This window comes from Plastoroseomonas arctica (assembly GCF_018128965.1).
Taxonomy (GTDB): domain Bacteria; phylum Pseudomonadota; class Alphaproteobacteria; order Acetobacterales; family Acetobacteraceae; genus Plastoroseomonas; species Plastoroseomonas arctica.
This window is the reverse complement of sequence record NZ_JAAEDH010000022.1, coordinates 1-22,999: the sequence shown is the minus strand read 5'-3', so window position 1 is coordinate 22,999 and position 22,999 is coordinate 1. Positions and strand designations below refer to the sequence as shown.

16 protein-coding genes and 1 tRNA gene are annotated in these 22,999 nt (G+C 71.6%); 16 read left to right on the top strand and 1 reads right to left on the bottom strand.

The window, feature by feature from the left end; translation table 11 throughout:
- Positions 1 to 7 precede the first annotated feature (7 nt).
- From GXW79_RS17100 to GXW79_RS17025, 16 genes are all read left to right on the top strand, one after another.
- A complete protein-coding gene (locus GXW79_RS17100; protein ID WP_211875657.1) occupies positions 8 to 1,285 on the top strand; it encodes an MSMEG_0569 family flavin-dependent oxidoreductase in 1,278 nt (425 codons plus the stop codon).
- Between the two features lie 357 nt (positions 1,286 to 1,642).
- Positions 1,643 to 2,368 carry a response regulator transcription factor gene (locus tag GXW79_RS17095; RefSeq protein WP_211875656.1) on the top strand — a complete coding sequence of 242 codons (726 nt, stop codon included), beginning with the start codon at positions 1,643 to 1,645 and terminating at the stop codon, positions 2,366 to 2,368.
- Positions 2,369 to 2,524: 156 nt separating this feature from the next.
- Positions 2,525 to 3,361, top strand: coding sequence for a calcium-binding protein (locus GXW79_RS17090; RefSeq protein ID WP_211875655.1), 837 nt, complete (start codon positions 2,525 to 2,527; stop codon positions 3,359 to 3,361).
- Positions 3,358 to 5,688, top strand: coding sequence for a glycosyltransferase (locus GXW79_RS17085; RefSeq protein ID WP_211875654.1), 2,331 nt, complete (start codon positions 3,358 to 3,360; stop codon positions 5,686 to 5,688). The genes GXW79_RS17090 and GXW79_RS17085 overlap by 4 nt, the downstream gene beginning before the upstream one ends.
- On the top strand, positions 5,685 to 7,007 hold the full coding sequence (locus GXW79_RS17080; RefSeq protein WP_211875653.1) for a glycosyltransferase family 4 protein: 1,323 nt from the start codon (positions 5,685 to 5,687) through the stop codon (positions 7,005 to 7,007). Before GXW79_RS17085 ends, GXW79_RS17080 begins: the two co-directional genes overlap by 4 nt.
- The gene (locus tag GXW79_RS17075) at positions 7,004 to 7,738 is read left to right on the top strand and encodes a hypothetical protein (RefSeq protein WP_211875652.1); all 735 of its coding nucleotides are present in this window, start codon (positions 7,004 to 7,006) and stop codon (positions 7,736 to 7,738) included. The genes GXW79_RS17080 and GXW79_RS17075 overlap by 4 nt, the downstream gene beginning before the upstream one ends.
- Positions 7,739 to 7,743: 5 nt before the next feature.
- A complete protein-coding gene (locus tag GXW79_RS17070; protein WP_211875651.1) occupies positions 7,744 to 9,480 on the top strand; it encodes an ATP-binding cassette domain-containing protein in 1,737 nt (578 codons plus the stop codon).
- Positions 9,477 to 11,132, top strand: a complete 1,656-nt coding sequence (locus GXW79_RS17065) for an ATP-binding cassette domain-containing protein (RefSeq protein ID WP_211875650.1) — start codon at positions 9,477 to 9,479, stop codon at positions 11,130 to 11,132. Before GXW79_RS17070 ends, GXW79_RS17065 begins: the two co-directional genes overlap by 4 nt.
- A complete protein-coding gene (locus GXW79_RS17060) occupies positions 11,129 to 12,472 on the top strand; it encodes an HlyD family type I secretion periplasmic adaptor subunit (RefSeq protein ID WP_211875649.1) in 1,344 nt (447 codons plus the stop codon). The genes GXW79_RS17065 and GXW79_RS17060 overlap by 4 nt, the downstream gene beginning before the upstream one ends.
- Positions 12,473 to 12,477: 5 nt before the next feature.
- On the top strand, positions 12,478 to 13,794 hold the full coding sequence (locus GXW79_RS17055) for a glycosyltransferase family 4 protein (protein WP_211875648.1): 1,317 nt from the start codon (positions 12,478 to 12,480) through the stop codon (positions 13,792 to 13,794).
- Complete coding sequence (locus GXW79_RS17050; protein ID WP_211875647.1) at positions 13,791 to 14,924, top strand: hypothetical protein; 1,134 nt, start codon at positions 13,791 to 13,793, stop codon at positions 14,922 to 14,924. Before GXW79_RS17055 ends, GXW79_RS17050 begins: the two co-directional genes overlap by 4 nt.
- Complete coding sequence (locus GXW79_RS17045; protein ID WP_211875646.1) at positions 14,921 to 16,780, top strand: glycosyltransferase family 2 protein; 1,860 nt, start codon at positions 14,921 to 14,923, stop codon at positions 16,778 to 16,780. Before GXW79_RS17050 ends, GXW79_RS17045 begins: the two co-directional genes overlap by 4 nt.
- A 9-nt stretch (positions 16,781 to 16,789) precedes the next feature.
- Complete coding sequence (locus GXW79_RS17040; protein WP_211875645.1) at positions 16,790 to 17,941, top strand: polysaccharide pyruvyl transferase family protein; 1,152 nt, start codon at positions 16,790 to 16,792, stop codon at positions 17,939 to 17,941.
- Positions 17,942 to 17,971: 30 nt separating this feature from the next.
- Positions 17,972 to 20,266: a polysaccharide pyruvyl transferase family protein gene (locus GXW79_RS17035; RefSeq protein ID WP_211875644.1), complete on the top strand. Its 2,295-nt coding sequence runs from the start codon at positions 17,972 to 17,974 to the stop codon at positions 20,264 to 20,266.
- Entirely contained in the window at positions 20,266 to 21,513 is a 1,248-nt protein-coding gene (locus GXW79_RS17030) for a hypothetical protein (protein ID WP_211875643.1), read from the top strand. The genes GXW79_RS17035 and GXW79_RS17030 overlap by 1 nt, the downstream gene beginning before the upstream one ends.
- On the top strand, positions 21,513 to 22,796 hold the full coding sequence (locus GXW79_RS17025) for a glycosyltransferase (protein WP_211875642.1): 1,284 nt from the start codon (positions 21,513 to 21,515) through the stop codon (positions 22,794 to 22,796). The genes GXW79_RS17030 and GXW79_RS17025 overlap by 1 nt, the downstream gene beginning before the upstream one ends.
- Positions 22,797 to 22,922: 126 nt before the next feature.
- Here GXW79_RS17025 and GXW79_RS17020 read toward each other — a convergent pair.
- Positions 22,923 to 22,999: transfer RNA gene (locus tag GXW79_RS17020), tRNA-Met, on the bottom strand.

Below are 22,999 nucleotides of genomic sequence, written 5' to 3'. Positions count from 1 at the left end.
GCCCGCCATGGCATCGCCCCCGCTGCCCGCGCATATCCCCGTCGCCATCATCGGCGGCGGCCAGGCCGGCCTGTCCGTGAGCGCCACTCTCGCGGGACGCGGCATCGAGCATCTGGTGTTGGAGAAGCACCGCATCGCCCATGCATGGCGCAGCCAGCGCTGGGACAGTTTTTGCCTGGTCACGCCGAACTGGCAGTGCAAGCTGCCCGGCTTCGCCTATCAGGGCGATCAACCCTACGGCTTCATGCCGCGCGACGAGATCGTCGCCTATGTCGAAGCCTTCGCGCGCCATATCGATGCGCCGGTGCGGGAAGGATGCGGCGTGGACCGCCTCGCGCGCGATGGCGATCGCTTCGTGCTGGAGACGAGCGGTGGCACGCTCACCGCCGACGCGGTGGTGCTGGCGGTCGGTGGCTATCACCGCCCCAGCATTCCTCGCATCGCCGAGCGCCTGCCCGAGAAGGTCGTGCAGCTGCACTCCTCCACCTACCGCAATCCCGCGCAATTGCCCGAAGGTGCCGTGCTCGTGGTGGGGTCCGGCCAGTCGGGCTGCCAGATCGCGGAGGACCTTCATCTTGCCGGGCGCCGCGTGCACCTGGTCACGGGCTCTGCGCCGCGCTGCCCGCGTGTCTATCGCGGGCGCGACGCGGTGGAGTGGCTCGCCGATCTCGGCCAGTACGACCTGCCGGTGGAGCAGCACCCGCTGCGCGAGAAGGTGCGCCGCAAGGCAAACCACTACCTGACTGGGCGCGATGGTGGGCGCGATATTGACCTGCGCCGATTCGCTGCGGAGGGGATGGTCCTGCATGGCAGGCTCGACGATGTGCGCGGGTCGCGGCTTCGGTTCCGCGATGACCTGCGTGCCAATCTCGACGGCGCGGATCAGGTCTATAACGGCATCTGCGCACTGATCGACAAGCACATCAGCGACCAAGACATCGCGGCACCGCCCGGCCAGCGCTACACGCCGGTGTGGGAGCCCGATGCGCCGGCCACGAGCCTCGACCTTGAGATTGCGGGCATCAACGCTGTCGTCTGGGCGACCGGCTTCGCTGCGGACTGGTCATGGGTGGAATTGCCGATTTTCGACGGGCAGGGATATCCGACCCATCATCGCGGCGTGACGGCGCTTGCGAGCGTCTACACCGTCGGACTGCCGTGGTTGCACAGCTGGGGGTCTGGACGTTTTGTGGGTCTGGCGCGTGATGCGGAATACCTCGCCGAGAGGATCTCGCTGGGGTTGGGGCGTACGATGCGCGTTCAGGTGGCGCGGGTGACGGCTTAGCGCTTGGTCGCGGGGCGTAGCCGCCGTGAACGTCCCGTGTTGTCGGTGGCGCCACCCTGCCTGACGCTGGCCAAGGCTGCGTTCGGCAAGCCCAGACGGTTTCGCCTCTCACCACGTGAGGGGCGTCACTGCTTTTTGATACCGCGTCTTCCAAATCGCGTTGGCGAGCGCCGGCTCCGCCTGAAGCGTGGAAGCCATGTGCATTCCCGGCCTCCTGACGGCTTGGCGCAGGCGCGATCCGCGTCTTGGAACCGGTTCAAGAATGTGAGCCGGGAACGCCAACGTGCGTTGTGCACTGCAACAAGACACTCTTAATGGTTGTGTGAACCATTCTGAAACTTGCAAAAGTTGTATAGCATGAAGAACAACTATCGTTCTGATTGCGACATCTATGTCCTGGGTGGGAACCTCCCTCGGGCCCAGGCATTCGCCCGCTATCTGACGGACCATGGATGTCCGGCGGACGCCTTTGCCGACCGGTTCTCCCTGCTGTCCCGGATGGAGGGTCACCCGCCGGGCCTGGTGCTTCTCCAGGCGGGCGCCGGATCGCCCGATGCCCTGATCGCGATGCTCTCCGAAATCCGGGCGCGCTCGCCGGTGCCGTGCATCCTCCATGCCCAGGAACCCGATCAGGTCGCCCAGCGCGTGCATGGCCTGGAGAACGGCGTCGACGACTGGATCCCTGCCGCCACGGCCCCGCGCGAGGTGCTGGCCCGTATCCGTGCCGTGCTGCGCCGCAGCCGGCGGTCCGCCATCGTCAGTACCGTCCCGCCGGCCAACCCGACGCCGCCGGGCACCTGGCATCTTTCGGTCGAGCGGCGCGAGCTTTTCACCGCCGATGGGTCGGCATGCCTACTCACCGCAGCGGAATTCGATCTTCTCTGGGTTCTTGTCCAAACCCCGGGGGTGCCGGTGGCGCGGGAGGTATTGTCCCAGTCCGTGTTTCGGCGGTCCTGGTTTCCGTATGACCGCGGGCTCGACAACCTGGTGGCACGGCTTCGACGCAAGCTCGCTGCTCACTCCAAAAACGCCAATATTATTAGGCCAATTCGGGGCGCCGGCTACGCTTTCACGAATTTCTGACACGCTGCGGCCGACGCCGCCCGGTCCTTCATTGCTGAAACCAAGACGTGTGTCGAAAATTGTATTGCACGCTTAACGTGTCTTTCGCAGCGCAGCAACACCCTGATAGATGGCGGGAGCTTAACAGACCCTCAATGTTGATAGGAAAAATGACGCATGCTGGAATTCGCTTCGACTCCTGGCGGCGGCGCAGGATGGTACGGGACCCCAGGCGCCGACACGGTGATTGCCGATCACCTCTCGGGCTTCACCTTCGACAATCTCATCACGACCTTCGGCGGCAATGACCTGATCGATGCCGGCCGCGGCGACGACATCGTCTTCGCCGGCACCGGCGATGACATCGTCTACGGCGGCACCGGCGACGACCTCGTCTTCGGCGAGGCTGCCGACGACTTCCTCACCGGCAATGCCGGCAACGACGTGATCGATGGCGGCAAGGGCGCCGACTTCATCGATGGCGGCGCAGGCCAGGACCGCCTCCTCGGCGGCGACGGCAACGACATCGTCGTCGGCGGCAGCGGCAATGACGTGGTCGTGGCCGGGCGCGGCGATGACCTGGTGGATGCCGGCTCGGGCAAAGACGTGGTCGCCGGCGGCGATGGCGCCGACACCATCTTCGGCGGCACGGGCGACGACAAGCTTTCCGGCGAAGGCGGCCATGACCTGATCGCGGGCGGCAGCGGCAACGACGTGCTCATCGGTGGCCTGGGCGCGGATACCCTGGTCGGCGGCAGCGGCGAGGATACGTTCTACTTCGCCTCCGGCTTCGGCAAGGACGTCGTGCTCGATTTCACGCCGGGCACGGACACGATCGAAATCACGGCCAATATCAACGGCCTGGACCTCACCACCCCGGCGCAGCTGGCGGACCACATCACCGAGGATGGCAGCGGCGCGATCATCACCCTGGGCACCAGCAGCATCAAGCTCGTGGGCGTCTCGGCCGATGACCTGCTCGACAACCTGGCCTCCTACGTGAAAATCGTTTGAGCCAGATCGGCACCACGCAGGAATTGCAGGCGGCACCGCGCCGCCTGCACGGCTTCGCCCATGCTTCCCCAGAGCACGAGGCCGCCGATGACGGCCAGGCCCTCGGACTCTGGCGCCTTCCCGCGGGGCTGCTGGTCGTGGAGGCGCCGGCCATCGCGGACGCCTCCGGGGCCGTGTTGCTGTTCGACGGCAACCCACTCCAGCCTCCGCAGGGCACGATCATGCTGGGTACCGGGGCCTCGCTCCGGCGGCTGATCGCCATCCGCCCACCCGACGGGGCGCCGCTCGCGCGGATCTCATTCGAGGCGCAGGCCCATGTCCATGCCAGCGCATCGCTGGCCGAGGCGCATCCGGTCGAGACCTTCGCGCGCCTGCTTGCCGGCGACACGATGGGCGAGCAGGCGCGGTTCCTGCGCTTCCTGGTCGAGACCTGCGGCCCGATCTTCCGCATCGCCCGCCATCCCGGCTTCGCGACCTTCCTGCTGCGCCTCGCCCACGCCATCGTGGTGCGCCAGGGTCCCGCTTGCCCCCCCGCGCATCCCCTGACACGGCCGGGGACGCCGGCGCTGTCCATGTGGCACGTGCCCGGCGCATCAGGGGCAGGGCTGTGGCAGCTGCTCTCAGCCGCCGGGACGCAGCGCATCGCGCCGCCGGTCGGCGGGGTCCTGATGCTGGAGAGCCGCCACGCCGCCCTGCGCGCCAGCTTCCTGCTGCCACCGCCCGGGCCTGACGGCGCCGCGCGCCCTCCCTTGCGCCTTGCCGCGTCCGCACCGCGTCTGCCGGGGCTGCTCGAAGCCGGCGCTGCGACCGCGCCGGCGGAGCGCGCGGTGGCGCGCGCCTTGTTCCGCCGGATCGCTGCCCAGCCCGGGGATGTTCTCGCCACGCGCCTGCTGCGCGACCGCCGCCTGCTCTCGCGCCCCGCCGCGCTGCGCCGACTGGATGATCCCGCCCGCCCGATCGGCGGCGCGCTGGAGCTGGCCGTCTCGGATGGCGGCGGCGGCGTCTTCATCGCGGGCTGGCTGCGCGACCCGCTCGGCATGGTCAGCGGCGGGCTTGCGTTGCGCGACCTGATGACCGGCCAGACCCTGCCCGTGCCGGCCCATGCCCTGCACCGGGTCGCGCGTGCCGACCTGGCCGCGGAATTCGGCAAGGCCGCCCATGGCGATGCCGGGCCGCGGCCGGGCTTCCTCGCGCATCTTCCCCAGGCCGAAGCCATGACCGGCGGGCCGGTGGCCCAGTGGGGCCTCGACCTGCGGCTTGCCTCCGGCGAGACGATCCAGCTCATCGCCCCGCCCGGGCTGCTGCCGCCCGGCCGCGCCCGGGCGCTGGTGCTGCGCGCCGTCCATCCCCAGGGCCTCTCGGCGCCGATCCTCGATGAGTGCCTCACACCCGCCGTCGCACGGCTCCAGCGCGCCACCCTGGACTGCCTCGGCGCGCCCGAGATCATCCGCATCGGCCGCCCCCCCGTCCGGGCGCCGGTCGCGATCATCATCCCGCTCTACCGCAACCTCCGCTTCCTGCCCTTCCAGGTCGCCGCCTTCGCGAGCGATGCCGGGCTGCGCGCCGGGGCGGAGATCATCTTCGTGCTCGATTCCCCCGAGCAGCGCGACGCGGTGGAACACCTGCTGCGCGGCCTCCACGCGATCCATGCGATGCCGATGAGCCTGGTCGTGATGGCCACCAATGCCGGCTATGCGAGTGCCTCCAACGCCGGCGCGGCGGCGGCCGGTGGTGCCGCAAAGTACCTCCTGCTGCTCAATTCCGACGTGATCCCGGCCGCACCGGGCTGGGTTGGCGCGATGCTCGCCCCGATGCGCCGCGACGGGCGGATCCTCGCCGTCGGGCCCAAGCTCCTGTTCGAGGATGGCTCGGTGCAGCATGCCGGGCTGTTCTTTGCGCGCCACGGGCCGCAGGGCGACTGGCTCAACGGGCATTACGGCAAGGGCATGCCGCGACGGCACCCCGATGTGCTGCGCGCCCGGTCGGTGCCCGGCGTCACGGGCGCGGCCCTGCTGGTCCGCCGCGATGCCTTCGCCCAGGTGGGTGGCTTCTGCACCGACTACGTCATCGGCGATTACGAGGACAGCGACCTGTGCCTGCGCCTGCGCGCGCTGGGCGGCGACATCCGCTACGCGCCCGCGGCCGAGCTCTACCATTTCGAGCGGCAATCCATCATGGGACATGCCGGCTACGCGCAGACGCTGGCCTGCGCGCATAACCGGCGCCTGCACCACCGCCGCTGGGACGCCACGATCACCGCCCTGATGGTCGGCTTCGGCACCGGCCGGAACGCGGCCTACGCCGCACGCCCGGCGGTGGCCGCATGACCGCGCCACTGCGGATCCTCATGCTCGCGCACAACCACCCCGACCTTCAGCCGGGCGGCACCGAGACCATCGCGCGCAACCTGTTTCGCACGCTGCGCGACACCTTGCCGGGGCTGGCCGGGTTGTTCCTCGCCGCGACCACCGGCGCGCAGCGCGAACCCAAGCCCGGCACGCTGCTGCAGGCCGCACCCGGCGGGCAGGCCGACGAGGCGCTGATGTGGCTGCCGCATTTCGACCGGTTCTTCCTGAGCCAGGCGGATACGCAGGGCCTGGGCATGGCCTTCGGCCCGCTCATGGACAGCCTCAGGCCCGACATCATTCACATCCATCACCCGCTGCAATTCGGGCTCGAGACCATCGCGCTGCTGCGCCGGCTCGCGCCGCGCGGTGCGAAGCTGGTGATGACGCTGCACGACTACTTCGCGATCTGCCCGCGCGAGGGCCAGCTGCTGCGCGCCGATGGGCGCCTGTGCACCGGTCCCTCGCTGGATGCCTGCCACCACTGCCTGCCCACGCGCCCGGCCAGTGACCTGCTGATGCGCCAGCTCGCCATCGGCCAGGCAGCGTCACTGGTCGATGCGCTGGTCTCGCCCAGCCACTTCCTGCGCGACCGGTTCGTGGCGGCCGGCTGGGACGCCGCGCGGATCACCGTGCTGCCCAATGCGGTCGACATCCGCGGCGCGCCGGCCCCCCATCGCGCCCTGCCCGATGGCGGACGGCGCGATCGCTTCGGGTTCTTCGGCCACGTCAACCGCTTCAAGGGCAGCCTGCTCGCACTCGACGCCTCCGCGCGCCTGTCCGCGGCGGGCGTGGCGCACGGGCTGGCCCTGCATGGCGGCGCGGCCCACCAATCCAGCGAATTCCTGGCCGAGTTCAAGGCCGCCCTCGCCGCGGCACCGGCCGCGCGGCACCACGGCATCTATGACGCGGCGGAACTCCCGCGCCGGATCGGTGCCGCCGACTGGGTGATCGTCCCGTCCCTATGGTTCGAGAACGCGCCGCTGGTGGTGCTGGAGGCCTTCCGCCATGGCCGCCCGGTCATCTGCGGCGATGCCGGCGGCATGGCCGAGCTGGTGCGCGATGGCGTGGATGGCCTGCACGCGCCGATCGGCGATGCCGAGGGCTGGGCCGCGACCATGCGCCGCGCGGTCCAGGAACCCGGCCTGTGGGACCGGCTCGTCCAAGGCATCCGCCCTCCCGCCGGCCTGGACGCCATGGCGCGCCAGCACCTCGATCTCTATCGCGCCCTGTTGCGGCGCCCCACGCCCGCGCGGCGCGCGCCGCGCCCAGCCCAGCAACGCCAGCCGGAGGCCGCATGACCGCGCAGCTGCACATGATCCCGGCCGACCCGGCGCCCGGCGCGCCCCGCCCCGCCGAAATTCCCCGCCCTGCCGAGATCCAGGGCGTCGTCGACAACATCGCCGCCGGCCGCGTCTTCGGCTGGGCATGGAACCCCAGCCAGCCGGATGAGCGCGTTGCCATCGAACTGCGCCTGGGCCAGCAGACCGTGGCGCAGACCCTGGCGGCGCAGGAGCGGGCCGATCTCAAGGGTGCGGGCGTGGGCGATGGCTGCCACGCCTTCGAGCTCCGCCTCACGCCCGAATGGATCGAGCGCCGCGCCGAGATCTTCGTCGTCGCGCGCTCCGGCGACGGGCTCGAAGTGCCGCTGCCGATCCTGGGCGCCCGGCGGGCGCTGGCGGTGGTGCCCGGCGAGGCGGGCGGCCCGAACGCCCGGTCCCTGTCGCGCGCGGTGCAGACCCTTGCGGGCGCCCAGCGCGACCTGGCCGAACGGCTCACCTCGCTGGCCGGGCGCCTGCCCGAAACGACCCCCACGGGGGAGGACCTCGCCGCGCGCATCGAAACGCTCGAACTGTGGTGCCTGCGGATCGACGAACGCCTGGCGGCACAGTCCGGCGAGGCGCCGCCCGCGACGCCGCGGCGACGGCTGGACCCCTGGCAGATCGTCCTGGCCGGCATCGCTCTGGTGGCGATGGTGAGCGGTGTCGTGCTGGCCTGGATCGGCGCGTTTCCCGCCGGCGGGGCACGGTAGCGCGCATGGCATCGGACGCCAGCCGGGATGGCCGCGCGGCGATGCCGACGCTGCCGGCGGGACAGGCGCTGGCGCAGCTGCGCGACCAAGCGAAGACCGCCATCCAGCTGGCGCTGGTGGTAGGCGGCAGCGCGACGCTGCTCACCTTCGCCACCATCTGGATCAAGCTCGAGGTGTTCCGCCTCGTCGTGCCGACCGGCTCCATCCCGACGGCACTCGGGCTCGGCATGGGCTTCCTGATCGTGGCCGGGCTGCTGGTGGTGCTGGACCATCTGCGCGACCTGATCCTGCTGGCTGCGGGTAACCGCCTTGCCCGCGCGGTCTCGGGCCCGGTCATCCTGGCTGCGGCCGCGCGCGCGGGGGAGCCCGCTGCGGCCAGCGGCGCGCTGCTCAAGGATGTCGAGGAGGTGCGCAGGGCGCTCGCCGGCCCGCTTTGCACGGCGCTGCTCGACGCCGCGCTGGTGCCGGTCGCGCTGCTGTTGCTGTGGTGGCTGCACCCCTGGTTCGCGGTTCTCGCCGTGGTGTGCTGCCTGCTCGCCGCGGCCGCGAGCCTGCTGGCGGAGGGGCGCGCGCGCGGGGCGCTGGCCTCCGCCAATGCGCTCGCCGCGCGCAGCGCCGGGGGCGTCGCCGACGCGATGCGCTGCGCCGAAGCGGTCGAGGCGATGGGCATGCGCGCCGCGCTGGAGCGGCGCTGGCGGGACGATCTGCGCCAGGGTGGCGAACGCATGCGCGCCGCGCAGGAACTCGGCCGCCGCCTGAGCGCCTCGGGCGCGACACTGCAGGGCCTCGCGGCCGGCGGCGCCATGCTGGTGGGCGCACTGCTGAGCCTGCGCGGCGAAGAACTGGGCGCGGGCCTCATGGCCGCGATGCTGCTGACCGGACGGGTGATCGAGCCCTTCGCCCGGCTGGGCAGCGCGACGCAGGATTGGGGCAGCGCCACTGCCGCCTGGGCCCGGCTCGCGCGCACCATGGAGCAGGCCGACGAGGGCGCCCTGGCGGGGACGGTGTTCGCCTGCCCGGAGGGGCGGCTGGTGCTCGAACGCCTCACCTACCTCCATCCCGGCACCCCGCGCCCGCTGCTGCGCGAGGTCGACCTGACGGTCACCCCCGGCGAGGTGGTGGCCATCATCGGGCCGCCGGGCAGCGGCAAGACCACGCTGCTCCGGCTCATGCTGGGCATGTTCCACCCGACCGCGGGCGGCGTCTTCCTCGATGGCCACGCGACGTCGCAATGGGATCACGAGGATCTCGCGCGCCATGTCGGCTACCTGCCGCAGGATCCCAACCTTGGCGACGGCACCATCGCCGAGGCCATCGCGCGCCTCGCCATCGCGCCCGACCTCGTGGCCGTGCTGCGCGCCGCGCGCCGCGCCGGCGTGGACCAGATGATCGCGTCGCTGCCGCTGGGCTACGCGACGCGCGTCGCGGGCGATAGCGGATTGTCGATGGGCCAGCGCCAGCGCGTGGCCCTGGCGCGCGCGCTCTATGGCGATCCCCGCCTGGTGCTGCTCGACGAGCCGACCGCCTGGCTCGACACCCAGGGCGAGGCCGCGGTCGAGGCCCTCCTCGCGCGGCTCAAGGCCGATGGCGTCGGCGTCGTGCTCAGCTCGCATCGGCGCGGCGTCGTGGCCACGGCCGACCGGGTGCTGGTCATGGGCTCGGCCGGCACCCTGCGCGAGGCCGGTACGCCGCGAGCCGAGCCCGCCCGCATCGGGGCGATCAACGGGAAGGCCTCGGCATGAGCGCGCATGGCCGCACCATCGGCGACCATGCGGGGACTGCGGGGGTCATGGCGCTCTGCCTGGGCCTGTCCGTCGGGGTGCAATGCGCCCTGCTCGCCTCTCCGCTGCTCACCATGCACGTCTTCGACGGCGTGCTGCAGAGCCGCAACGACGACACGCTCCTCGCCCTCACCGTGGGCTTCGTGCTGATGGTCTCGCTCGGCGGATTGCTGCGCTACCTGCGCGCGCGCCTGGTGGCGACCGCGACCGAGAGTGCGGGGATGCGTCTGCAATCAGGCGCGCTCGGCGCCTCGGTGCGTGGCGCGATGGCGGGCGACCGGGCGCGCGGCCTCGCGGCGCTGGGCGATGTCTCGGAGGTGCGGCGCATGCTCGGCGGTGCCGTCGCCTCGGATCTGCTGGACCTGCTGACGGTGCCCGCGGCCATCGCCTTCCTGTTCCTGCTGCACCCGATCTATGGCTGGACGGCGGTGGGGGGGTGCGTGCTGCTGGCCCTCCTCGGCGCGCTGGCGGACCGCACGACGCGCGCCCTGGTGCGCTCGGCCATGTCCGAACAGGCGCGCTCGACCGCCGCGCTGACCGGCCGGTTGCGCGGGCGGGACATGCTCCATGGCCTGGGGATGCTGCGCGCCACCTTGCAACGCTGGCGACCCGAGGGGCAGCGCGCGATCGAACTGGGCGATGCGGCGCAGCGCCGGGCGCGCGCCATCCAGGGCCTGGCAAGCTTCACCGGCCTGATGCTGCAGATGGTGATGGTGACCATCGGCGCCTGGCTCGTCGCGCGGCAGGAGGCCTCGACCGGCAGCCTGCTGGCCGCCACCATGCTGGCGGGCATGGCGGCCGCACCGGTCAGCCGCGTGGTCGCGACCTGGCGCGACTGGGCCTTCGGCGTGGCGGCCTGGCGGCGCCTGACCGGCTTCATCGCGACGAACGCCCCGCCCCCATGGCTGCCGCACGATGCGGAGGCTCCGGCCGGGCTGCACGTCGCGAACCTCACCGTGACCACGCCCGATGGCACGCGCACGCTGGTGCGCGCGCTGGATCTCGCCGTCGCCCCGGGCAGCGTGCTGGGCGTGCGCGGCCCGAACGGGGCCGGCAAATCCACCCTGTTGCGCGCGCTGCTCGGCATCTGCGCGGTGCGCGATGGCGAGCGGCGCCTGGACGGCCATGATCTGCGCATGCCGGGCCTGCGCAACGCCGCCGTCGGCTACCTGCCGCAAGGCGCGCAGCTTCTGCATGGCAGCGTGCTCGACAATATCCGCCGCTTCGGCGATGGCGATGCCGCATCCGCCGTCGCCGCGGCCAGGCGCGTGGGCGCGCACGACGCCATCGGCCGGCTGCCACGCGGCTACGACACGCCGGCCGGCAGCCAATCCGGCCTGTCCGGCGGGCAGCGCCAGCTGGTGGCCCTGGCGCGCGCCTTCCACGGCGCGCCGCGCCTGCTGGTGCTGGACGAGCCCGAGGCCGGGCTCGATGCCGCCTCGATCGCGCTGCTGCACGCGGCCGTCGCCAATGCCCGCGATGCGGGCGCGGTGATCATCCTCGTCACCCATGATCCGGCCGAATGGGCGGGCCTTGCGACCGAATGGCTCGACCTTGCGGCCGATGGTGCGTGGCATCTCACGCCGGCCGCCAAAGCGGGAGACCGTCCATGAGCCTCGTCCTCGCCCCGCCCCGCCTCGCCCCCTTGCCCGAGCCCGAGCTGGGTGCGCCCCGGCTGCGCGGCGTCGCCCTGGCCTCCTTGCTGACCCTGGTCCTCGGCCTGGGCGGGATCTTCGCCTGGGCCATCCTCACGCCGCTGGAACGCGCCGTGATCGGCACCGGTTCGCTGGTGGCGGAGGGACGGCGCAAGACGGTCAACCTGATGGAGCCCGGCCTGCTGCGCGAACTCGTGGTGCGCGAGGGCGACCGGGTCGCGGCCGGCCAGGTGCTGCTGCGCCTCGATGTCACCCAGGCCGAGGCGGTGGCGAGCCAGGCGCGCTCGGCCTATCACGGCGGCATCGCGCGCCTCGCCCGGCTGAGCGCCGAACAGGCCGGCGACCGCGCCCTGGTGATCCCCGGGGCGGCGCTGGACGCCGCGCGCGCCAGCCCGACCATCGCCTCCTTCGTCGAGGCCGAGCGCCGGCTCTACGCCGCGCGCTGGGCGGCCTATGACGGCGCGATCGCGGCCCAGCGGCGGCGCGTCGCGCAGGCAGCCGAGCAGATCAGCAGCCTCGTCGCCCAGCGTGTCGCGGCCGGCACCCGGCTGCGCGCCCTGCGCGAGGAGCTGGCCGGGGTGAACCAGCTGCTCGCCGCCGGCTTCGCGACCCGCACCCGGGCGCTGGAACTGCGCCGCCTGGAAGCCGAGGCGTTGGGCAGCCTCGGGCAATACACCGCGCTCGAGGCCCAGGCCGGCGAGCAGATGGCGCAGGCCGAATTGGACGCGCGCAACCTCACCCTCAACCGCGAGGCCGAGATCGCCCGCGACCTGCAGGAGACCCAGGCCGCGGTCGCCGATGCGGCCGACCGGCTGCGCGCCGCGCAGGACGTGCTCACCCGGCGCGAGGTGCTCGCCCCCGAGGCCGGCATCGTCACCGATCTGCGCTTCTTCACCGCCGGCAGCTCCATCGCCGCCGGTCAGCCCGTGCTGGACCTGGTGCCGATCGACAGCGGGATCGTCGTGGAGGCCCGCATCGCGCCACTCGATATCGAACAGGTGCAGGCCGGGCAGCGGGTGAACATCCGCCTCTCCGCCTATCGGCAGCGCGAGGTGCCGATGCTGACCGGCCATCTCACCTATGTCTCGGCCGATCGCCAGACGGACCCGCAGGGTGCCGCCTTTTTCCTGGTGCGCGCGGTGCTGGACACCGCCGAGATGGTGCCCGGCAGCGCCGCCATCCCGCCGCTCGCGGCCGGCATGCCCGCCGAGGTCTTCGTGCTGGGCGAACGGCGCACCGTGCTCGACTACCTGTTGCGCCCGCTGCGCGACAGCATGCGCCGCGCGTTGCGGGATTGAGCCGCATGACCCGCAAGCAGAAAGCCCGCACCTCGACGCCTGCGGCCGCCCTGCCCGGCCAGCGCGTGCTGGTGATGTCGCACATGCATCCCGCCGTCTCGCATGGCGGCGCCGAGATCGCGGCCTATCAGCTCTACGGCGCGCTGCGTGCCTCGTCCGAGGTCGCCGCCTGCTGGTTCCTCGCGGCGTCGGGCGGCAAGGTCGCCGGGCGCCTCGGCGCGCGGCTCAGCCAGCCCTTCGGCCCCGACGAGTATGTCTATTCCGGCGCCGGCTTCGATCACTTCATCCACGCCAATCCGGACCCCGAATGGCCCGGCGAATTGACGCGCCTGCTCACCGAGCTGCGCCCCGACGTGATCCACCTGCACCACCACACGAATTTCGGCGTGGAGACGCTGCTGACCATCCGCCAGGCGCTGCCGGAGGCGCGCATCATCCTCACGCTCCATGAGTACCTGGCCATCTGCAATCACTTCGGCCAGATGGTGAAGCGGCCCTCCCTCGCGCTGTGCAACGCCGCTTCGCCGCGCGATTGCCACCGCTGCTTCCCCGAGCGGACCGAGCAGGACTTTTTTCTGCGCGAACTCTACATCAAGCGCTTCTTCCGGCTGGTCGACCGGTTCATCTCGCCCAGCCAATTCCTGGCCGATCGCTATGCCGCCTGGGGCATCGATGCCGAGCGCATCGTGGTGATCGAGAACGGCATGCCGGCGGCTGCGCCCCCGACGCCGCGCGTGCCCGATTGCGACCTGACGCTTGGCTTCTTCGGCCAGATCTCGCGGTTGAAGGGCATCGACGTGCTGTTCGACGCCGCCATCCTGCTGGAGAAGGCGGGCACGACCGGCCTGCGGATCGAGGTGCATGGCGATCATTCCGGCCAGCCGCCCGAATTCCGGGCCCTGTTCGAAGCACGGATCAAGGACGCGCCGCCCAACATCGAACTGCACGGCCCCTACGCGAATGGCCGCGTCGGCGCGTTGATGGCGAGGATGGACGCGGTGCTGGTGCCCTCGATCTGGTGGGAGAATTCGCCCCTGGTGATCCAGGAGGCGTTCCGCGCCGGGCGGCCGGTGATCTGCTCCGACATTGGCGGCCTCGCCGAGAAAGTGCGCGACGGCGTGGATGGCTTCCATTTCGCGGCCGGCAGTCCGCGCTCGCTCGCCGCCCTGCTCACGGCGCTGGCGCGCGCGCCGGATCGGCTGCGCGCCTTGTCGGCACGCCTCGCGACCCCGCCGGGGCTCGATGCGACGCTCGCGGCCACGCTCGGCCTGTATCGCGCAAACCGGGCACATGCCCCGCAGCTGGAGGTTCGATCAGCATGACAATCCGTGGTTCCGTGGACAGCCTCTCGCCCGAAGGCGCGTCCGGCTGGGTCTTCGGTGCGGCCCTGCGTCCCCTGGTCGTCCAGGCGATGCTCGACGGCCGTGTGATCGGTGAGACCCTGGCCGAGCAGGACCGGCCCGACCTGCTGGCCGCCGGGCTGGGCGATGGGCGCTGCGGCTTCGCACTGGACTTCCACGACGCACCGATCGACCCCGGCCTGCTGCCCTTCGTCTCGATCCGCCCGAGCGGCGGCGACGTGGAATTGCCCCGCACCAACCTCACCGGCTTCGGCGAGTTCTTCCGCACCATCCATGCGCGCCATCCCGGCGCCGGCCGCCAGCGCAGCGTCTTTGGCGGGTTGTGGACGGACCGCACCGATGCGCGCCGCCTGCTGGCCGGCCGAGTCGCCACCGGCGCGACGCCCGCCGCCCTGCAGGACGCGTTGCGCGAGTTCATCGGCGAGGGGCACCTGGTCCTGCGCGGCGCGCTGGATGCAGGCGTCACGGCCGCGGCCCGCATCGACCGCCTCGGCATAGGTCGCCCGCTCGACGCCGCTGCGAGCGGTGCCGCCCGCACCTTGCTGGAGGATCTGCCGGGCATGGTCTTCACGCCCGCCACCGTGCAGCTACTGCGCGCGATCCTCGATGACAACCCGACCTTGCACCGCGTGGTCCCCGGCATCGACCCGCGCCAGACCGGCTTCGAGCAGCCAAGCGCCGCGGAGTCCCTGCCCTCGCCGGCGGAATGCCTGTTGCTGGTCTTCGCCCTCGCCGAGGCGCCCGATGCCGCCCTGCGCATCGACATCGTGCGCGGCAGCCATGAACTGCCGGAATTCACCGCGCATGGCCGGTCCCGCTGGCTGGCCGAGACCCCGGCCGGTCGCGAACCCGCCGGCCTCGAACTCGCCCGCGAATTCGGCGCCTCGATCGAGACGATCGAGGTGGGCGCGCGCGACATCGCCCTGCTCGGCCCGGGCATGCTGCACCGCCTGCGTGCCCCGGCGCCGGGGCTTTTGGCGCTGCGGGCCTGGTGCCTGCCGGCCCGCATCAGTCCGACGCGCATGCTGCTGCCCGGCCATGATGGCGGCGTGCGGGTCACGCATTCCTCCGGCGCGACGCTCGTCCTTTGAGCGAGCTCGTGTCCCTGGCGGAGGCGCCCGCCGCACCCGCGCCCATGCCCACCGAGCGTCCGGCCGCGCCCCGGCCCGAGGATGGCTATGTGGATTTCTACGGCCACGCTCCGGCCGTGGGCGGGTGGCTGTTCTGTGGCTGGTCGCGCGGGCGCTGGCGGATCGACGCCCCGCCGCCGCGCGTGGTGGCGCATTTCCGCCAGGGCCGTGTCGAAAAGGTTGATGCCATCGCCTGCTGGTTTCCCCGCCCCGATCTTGGCCAGCGCGGCGCCGGCCTCGTCGTGCTGCTGCGCGCGCCGGGCCTGCCCCTGGGCGAACTGGTCGGGCTCGAACTGGCCGAGGCGGGTGGTCGCACGCGCGCGCTGCTGCTGCCGCCGGTGCGCCCGGTGACGCAGCTGCGCGAGGCGGATCTCGTCACGCGCATCCGGCCCGCTTTGCTGCAGGCGCCGCATACGCCCGATCAGGCGCGGCTTCTGACACTGCTCTCGCGCCGCGCCTATGCCGGAAGCGACACGCTGCATGAACTGCCCGCCTCCGTGCGGATCGGACTCGACGAGGCCCTGCCGGTGCCGCCCGATGGCGTCGCGCTGATCGGCTGGTGCATCGACCCGACGAACGCGATCGCCGCGATGCATGTGCGCGGCCCGCAGGCGTCGCGCGACCCGGCCGCACTGGGGACACGGTGGCTGCGCGTCGAGCGGGCGGACGTCATCGCCTCCGTCGGTGCGGCCCAGGGCCTGACCGACCCGCGCGTGGGGTTCGTGGCCCTCGCGCCGGCCTGCGGCACGCCCTGGCCCGGCGGCCATGGCGAGGCACCCTATCTGGAGGTGGAGCTGCACAGCGGCGAGGTGGCCTATCAGCGCCTGCCCGTGCCGATGCGCGCCGGCGCGGCCGCGGCGCGGCGCCTGCTCGAAGCGGTGCGACCGGCATCGGACGAGATGGACCACGCCTATGACCGCGTGCTGGGCCCGGCGCTCACGGCGATCCACAAGGCCCGCCTCGGGCGTCCCCGGCCGGTCACCGAGATCGCCTTCGGCACCATGCCGGCCGAGCCGGTGTGCAGCATCATCGTGCCGCTCTATGGGCGGATGGACTTCCTCACCTACCAGACCGCGCTGCTGTCCGAGCATCCCGGCAACCGCGCGCATGAGCTGATCTACGTGCTCGACGATCCGCCCTGCAAGCGGGAGCTGCTGGACCTCGCGCATTCGGCGCATCGTCGCTTCGGCCTGCCCTTCCGCATCCTCGTGCCGGAGGAAAACCTCGGCTACGGGCCAGCCAACAATATCGGCATCGGGCACGCGCGCGGCGAATTCCTGTGCCTGCTGAACTCCGACGTCATGCCCGCGCCCGAGGCGCCGGACTGGCTCGACCGCATGATTGCCGATCTGCGCGCCGATGCCGCGCTCGGCCTGGTGGGTGCGATGCTGCTGTTCGAGGACGGCACCGTCCAGCATGAGGGGCTGACCTTCGAACGCCTGCCGCAGCAGGCGAACTGGCCCTTCCCCATGCACCCGCGCAAGGGCCTGCTGCCACGTGCCGAGACGCCGACCGGGCCGGAGCCGGTAGAGGCCGTCACCGGCGCGTGCATGGTGCTGCGCCGCGCGCTTGCGACCGAGCTCGGCGGCTTCGACGAGGCCTATGCCATCGGCGATTTCGAGGATTCCGACCTGTGCCTGCGGGTGCGCGCAACGGGCCTTGGCTGCGCGGTGGATCGTCGCGCGCGGCTGTATCACCTCGAACGGCAATCCCAGGTCTCGCCGGACAATCCGTGGCGCCACAACGCCACGCTGTTCAATGCCTGGACCCACACGCGGCGCTGGTTCGCCGAGGCCAACCCCAAGCACGCGGAATAGGAGAGCAGCATGGCAAGCAAGGTCGCCTATCTGGCGGAGAATTTCGGCGGCGTGGACCTGGCCTGGCGCCGACCCATGCCCGAACTGCTGCTCGCGACCGGGGGCAATGTCGGCAACCTCGCCTTCTGGCACGCCGCGCGGCTGCTGTTCGATGCCGACGAGGTCCACCTCATCTCGCGCGACACGCGGCCCGACCAGGTGCCGGCGAGCGTCGAAGTCTTCGTCATCCCGGCCGCGAACTTCCTCCATGCCGGCGCCGATCTCGGACGCCTCGCGGCCCTCGTGCGCGCGCTGGACCGGCCCTGCCTCGTGCTCGGCCTGGGTGCCCAGGCGGAGAGCGAGGATGCGCCGCCCGTGCTGAAGCCGGGCACGCTCGACTTCCTGTGGGAGGTGTCGCGCCGGTCGCCGAGCATCTACGTCCGCGGGCAATTCACCCAGGACTTCTGCCGCGCGCTCGGCGTGGAGAACACCACCGTGCTCGGCTGCCCGTCGCTGCTGATCAATCCCGACATGGAGATCGGCGTCACGATCGAGGCGCGCATCGCGGCCCTCGCGGGTGGCTCGGGCCCCTATGCCGTGCACGCCGCGTGCATCAAGCCGGGGCTGCAGAGCGTCGAGCGGGAGCTCACGCGCCTGGTTCTGCTGCATCCGGGCTCCGCCTGGATCGTGCAGCGCCCGGTGGAGCTGATGAAGCCGATCCAGGGCGAGGCCATGCGCGGCGATACCGAGACCGCGTATTTCCAGCGCTGCGCCGAATTCCTGGGGTTTCCCTCCACCACCGCCCTCACGCAGTTTCTGCGCGTGCATGGCCGGGTGCCGAGCTCGGTGAACGACTGGGCGCATGGGCTGCGCCGGTTCACCGCGGGCGTGAACACCCGCATCCACGGCACAATGATCGGCCTCGCCGCCGGGCTGCCCAGCCTGTGCATCTGCCACGACACGCGCACGCGCGAGCTCGCGGCACAGCTGCGCGTGCCGCACCTCGCGCAGCGCGACCTGATCGAGCATCGCTATTCGGTGCCGGCGCTGTTCGCCGCGACCAAGTTTTCCGGCAGCCATTTCGATGCCGGTCGGGGGGCCGCGGCGGCTGGCCACGTCGCCGCCATCCGCTCGGTCGGGTTGAAGCCGTCGCGCCATCTGTTGGGCTTTCTCGATGCCTGAGCGCGGCGACCATGAACGAGGACAAGTCCCATGAAGAAACCCATCGCGATCCTGGGCACCGAGGGCAGCATCGGCGCCGCCTTCACGCGCCGCACCAAGGCGGCCTTCGCGTTGACGGGCGCCAATACCGGCAACCTGGCCTTCCAGTACGGCGTGTTCCATCGCGTCCTGGGCGATGCCCGCGTCACCGTGCCCTTCACCTTCGATCCCGCCCTGGTGCGTGATCGCTGCCGCCTGCTCTGCATTCCCGCCGCCAACTTCCTCTATTCCGGCTTCGACCTTGGCGATCTTGCGCGGCGGCTGGAGGAAACCGGCCTGCCGCTGATGGTCCTCGGCCTGGGCGCGCAGGCGTTCCGCGACATCGACGAGGTCAAGCTGAAGCCCGGCACCGAGCGCCTGCTGCACCTGTTCCGCGAACGCTGCCGCCGGATCATGCTGCGCGGCCGCCACACGGCCGCGGTGCTGGAACGGCACGGGGTGCAGAATTTCGAGGTTCTGGGCTGCCCGTCGAACTTCATCAACCCCGACCCGGCGCTGGGTGCCTCCATCGCGGCGCGGCTCGCGGAGCGTCCGGTCGCGTCCATCGCCTTCGCGCCCACCTTCTACCCCTTCAACGCCGCGATCGAGCGCGCGCTGCTCGACGAGATCGGCATGGATCGCCTGGCCGAGATCGTGGCCCAGGACCCGCTCGCCGCCATCGCGGTGGCGCGTGGCGAAACCGACGCGTCCGAGACACGCGCCTGGCTGGAGGGTCGCGCCGGCTTCCTGACGAACGCTGCGCCTGCCGAGCGGGAGGAATTGTGCCGGCGCATCCGCGCCTATTTTTCCGCCGAGGCCTGGCTCGAAGCCTACCAGCGGGTCGATGGGGTCATCGGCACCCGCATCCATGGCGCCGCCCTTGGCTGGCAGGCGGGGCGCGCCGCGCTCGTCGTCAGCTACGACCTGCGCACCGAGGAACTCGCCGAGACCATGGGCCTGCCCCTGGTCAAGGCCGCCGCATTGAAGCCCGGGGCGGCGCTGGCGTTGATGGCCGAGCGCGTCGCCGTCCTGGCACCCGAATACGATGCGCGGCGCCGCGACCTCGCCGCGCGGCTGGTCGCCCTCCTTGGCGAGCATGACGTGACACCCGGCACCGTGCTCGCCCAGCTCGCGACCGGTGCGGCGGCGACCCCGCCGGGGGATGAAGCCTCGGCGGGCCCGGCGGAGCCTCCGGCCGGGCCGAGGCACTGGGGCTTCCTCGAGCAGTACAACCGTCGGCGCATCGCGGGCTGGGTCGCCTCGAGCGACGCCGTGCCGCCCGGCGTGACGATCCGCTTCGATGGCATCGACATCGGCGCCGTCCTGCCCACCAAGGCGCGCCCCGATATCGGCGCGAACGCCTGGGCCTTCGAGCTGCGGCCGCCGCCCGAAGCCGTGACGAAGGACGTCGTCCGGGTGGAAGCGGTGTTCACCGGCTCGGGCCGCCCCTTGCGGAACTCGCCGGTGGTGACCTCCATCGCCGCCGATGACGCCGCGAAGGTGCTGCGCGGCAGCGAGGGCTACCTGTTCCTGCGCAACGATTCCAACCGTGTCATCGACCAGGTGACGGGCAAGCGCATCCTCTCGGATGCCGAGCTCGCGCAGTGGGAGGCCTTCCTGCGCGGCCTCGATGAAGCGGCGCAGTCCCGCGGCGCGCGCGTCGTCTACCTCGTCGCGCCCAACAAGGAATGCGTGTTCGCCGAATTCCTGCCCGACGACGTGGTGGTGGCGGAGACGAGGCCGGTCCGTCAGCTCCAGGCGCTCGCCGCGCGGCTCGACCTGCGCGCGACGCGGATGGTGTATCCGCTCGAGGCACTGCGCCGCGCCGGGCCGCAATTCGCCACCTATCCGAAGGGGGATTCGCACTGGAGCGACTACGGCGCGACGGTCGCGCTGGAGGCGCTGTACGAGGCGCTCGGCCTGCCGCTCGCGACGGGGGCGAAATTCCACTCGGAGTTCCGCAACGCGGACCTGCTGTCCAAGCTCGGCGGCGTCTGCGTCGAACAGCAGCCGGTTCTCGACCGCCGCCCGGTCGCGGTCGCGGTGCACGACAATGGCGTGCTGAACACCGGCCGGCGGCGCGACCTGCGCGCGGGCCATGGCGTCGATGCCGAGGCCCAGCGCCTGCTGATCATGCATGACAGTTTCGGCGAATGGCTGATCCCCGCGCTGGCCGAGCGTTTCGCCCGCACCACCGCGATCTGGAATGCGAGCCTCGACCCGGCGCTGCTCGATGATGTGCGGCCGGACGTCATCATCCTCGAAAGGGCGGAGCGCTTCCTGGTCGTCCCGCCGAGGTTTGGCTGATGGCGATGGGCAGAGTCGCGGCGTGGCTGCTGGCATGGGCGGCCCTGGCGAGCCCGGCACTGGCCGAGCCCCGTCTCGCCATCGCACCCGGCACGCCGGTCGAGACCGTGTTCCGCTGGGCCGAGCAGCGCTGCATGGAAATGCATGTGCCCGATTCGCCCGCGCGCGCCTTGCGCACCGACGATGGCGGGGTGGCATTGTTCGCCGCGCATCTGGTGAACATCCCCATGCTCGGACGCGATTTCGATCACCTCGCGCCCGTCTGCGGGGCGCTGAGCCGCGGTGCGGAGGCCGATGATCCGGCGGTCTTCCACGATCGCTTCTGGATCCAGGCGGTCGTGCCCTTCATCGCCGGCGGGCGGCGCCAGGTCCTGGGCCTGGCCAGCCATGAATACATGGGATGGCGCCACCCCGGCCGCTGCACCGTGCCCTTCGAGGGCGGCGGCCGCCGGCCCGCCGCCTTCCGGTGCTGGTACTCGGCGATCACCGCCACCGTCGCGACGCCCGGCGATTGGCGCTTCGCCCCGGTCCCCGGGCCGGCGGCGGTGATCGCCGCCTCCCCCCTGCCCTATGACCCGACCACCCCGGCGCGCACCGGCTTCTTCTCGGTCAGCAATGCGCTGGTCGCCGATGGCCACGCCACGGTGCTGGTCTACACCGAGGGCGTGGCTGGGCAGCGGCGCGGCAATTGCCTGCTGCGCGCCCCGCTTGACCTGCTCCCGGGCGGATGGCGCGCGCTCTCTGCCGGGCAGTTCGACCTGACACTTTCCGGCGCCTATGCCGGCGGCGCGGCGCCCGCGCGCGCCTGCGACGTCGTGGGCGATGCGGTGTTCGGTGGTGCCCCGGTGCGCGGGCTGCTGCGCGGGGAGGACGGGGACGGTCCGTGGTGGGCCGCCGTCTTCACCCGCGCGGCGCCCCGCGGCGGAGCCGCACAAAGTGAGCGCAGCGGCGAGGCCAGTGCCAGCCATGGCGTCTTCGTCAGCATCTCGCGCGATCTGCGACGCTGGTCGCCGGCCGAGCGCCTGTGGGCGATGACGCCGTTCCGCAGCCAGCCCGCGGCCGGGGCCTATTACGAATATCCGTCGCTGCTGGACCATGCCAGCGCCTCGCCCGTCTTCGACAGCGTGGCGACGGCGCCGGGCAGTGCGCGGCTGCACCTCTATCTCACGCGACTCAACCTTGAGGATCGCCGGCGGGGGCTCGACCGCGACCTCGTGCGCGTCGCGGTGACGATCGAGAACCGCTGATGCGGACCCTGTTCATCCACCAGAGCTTTCCAGCCCAGTACCGACACCTCGCCGCCGCGCTGGCCGCCAGACACGGCGAGGAGGTGGTGGGGCTCGGCGACAAGGCGCTGGCTAACGTGCCGGGCGTGCGGCAGGTGCGCTACCCGGCTCCTGCAGGCGCCGGCGCACACACGCACCGCTACCTTCGCCCGCTGGAGGCCGCGATCCGCCGCGGCCAGGCCGTCGCACGGGCCGCCCTCGCGCTGAAGGCGGACGGATTCGTGCCGGATCTGGTGTGTTGCCACCCCGGTTGGGGCGAGGGCCTGTTCCTTCGCGACATCTTCCCGGACGCGCGCATCCTGCTCTATTGCGAGTTCCACTACGCCGCGAGTGGCGGCGATCTCGGCTTCGAGGGTGCCGGTTCCGCGCCGCTCGACGAGGCGGCGCGCGTGCGCATCCTCAACGCCAACAACCTGCTCAGCCTCGATGCCGCCGACTGGGCCCACACGGCGACCCATTGGCAGCATTCCCGCTTCCCGTCCTGGGCGCGGCAACGGATGAGTGTCGTCCATGAGGGCGTGGATACCGACCGGGTCCGCCGCTCCGATGCGGCGTGGTTCGCCCTTCCCGATGGGCGCGTGCTGACCGCTGAGGATGAGGTCGTCACCTATGTCGCCCGCGGGCTCGAGCCCTATCGTGGATTCCCGAGCTTCATGCGCGCCTTGCCGGCCATTCTGCGCCATCGGCCGAAGGCGCAGATTGTCATCGTCGGCGAGGATAACCCGTTTTACGGCGCGGGGCCCCCAGGCGGTGGCACCTGGCGCGCCGCTATGCTGGCGGAGCTGGGTGAAGGCCTTGACCTCGGGCGCGTCCGGTTCGTGGGCCGGATCAGTCACGAGGCGCTGATCGCGCTGTTCAGCATCAGCGCGGCGCATGTCTATCTCACCTACCCCTTCATCCTGTCCTGGTCGCTGCTGGAGGCGATGGCCTGCGCATGCCCTATCATCGCTTCCGGGACGGCGCCGGTGGCGGAGGTCATCGTAGCGGATCGCAATGGGTGGCTAGTGGCGTTTCACTCACCCGAGGCAGTCGCCGCGGCGGTGATCAACGCGCTCGATCATCCCCGCATCGCGCGCAGGATGGGGGCTGCCGCGCGCGCCGATGTGGTGCGGCTGTATGACCGCCGGCGCATCGCCCTGCCGGCGGGGCTTCGCTTGCTGGATGCGGTCGCGGGCGGCGGCGGGATTGCGGCAGGCGCGGCGGCGTGTCTGGAGGCGAGACCGAGCGAGGTCACTGCGGGCTGATCCGGCCGGGATTGGCGCGAGGAGGTTTGTGACACCTACGTGCTCAGCGAGGCAAGCGTCCGGACCGGCAAAAGCCCGCCCGCTTTGGCGGATGGGCTCGCTATGTTCGCAGGTACGTGATCAAGCTGGATGCGGGGACAGGATTTGAACCTGTGACCTTCAGGTTATGAGCCTGACGAGCTACCGGGCTGCTCCACCCCGCG